This is a genomic window from Kytococcus schroeteri, assembly GCF_042433515.1.
GTDB classification, from domain to species: Bacteria; Actinomycetota; Actinomycetes; order Actinomycetales; family Dermatophilaceae; genus Kytococcus; species Kytococcus schroeteri.
On the sequence record NZ_JBHLVH010000037.1, the window covers coordinates 1 to 648 of the forward strand.

The 648-nt window shown below is 56.9% G+C and carries 1 rRNA gene; it reads right to left on the reverse strand.

The features are described 5' to 3' along the window. Nucleotides 1-648 (reverse strand): 16S ribosomal RNA (locus ACFFHC_RS11580); the annotation flags it as partial.

Here is a 648-nt window from a genome sequence, read left to right on the forward strand (position 1 = left end):
CACCGGTCCCACCTTAGACGGCTCCTCCCACAAGGGTTAGGCCACCGGCTTCGGGTGTTACCGACTTTCGTGACTTGACGGGCGGTGTGTACAAGGCCCGGGAACGTATTCACCGCAGCGTTGCTGATCTGCGATTACTAGCGACTCCGACTTCATGGGGTCGAGTTGCAGACCCCAATCCGAACTGAGACCGGTTTTTTGGGATTCGCTCCACCTCACGGCATCGCAACCCTCTGTACCGGCCATTGTAGCATGCTTGAAGCCCAAGACATAAGGGGCATGATGATTTGACGTCATCCCCACCTTCCTCCGAGTTGACCCCGGCAGTCTCCTATGAGTCCCCACCATCACGTGCTGGCAACATAGAACGAGGGTTGCGCTCGTTGCGGGACTTAACCCAACATCTCACGACACGAGCTGACGACAACCATGCACCACCTGTGCACCAGTCCGAAGAAGATCCCATCTCTGGGACTGTCCGGTGCATGTCAAGCCTTGGTAAGGTTCTTCGCGTTGCATCGAATTAATCAGCATGCTCCGCCGCTTGTGCGGGCCCCCGTCAATTCCTTTGAGTTTTAGCCTTGCGGCCGTACTCCCCAGGCGGGGCGCTTAATGCGTTAGCTTCGACACGGATCTCGTGGAATGAGA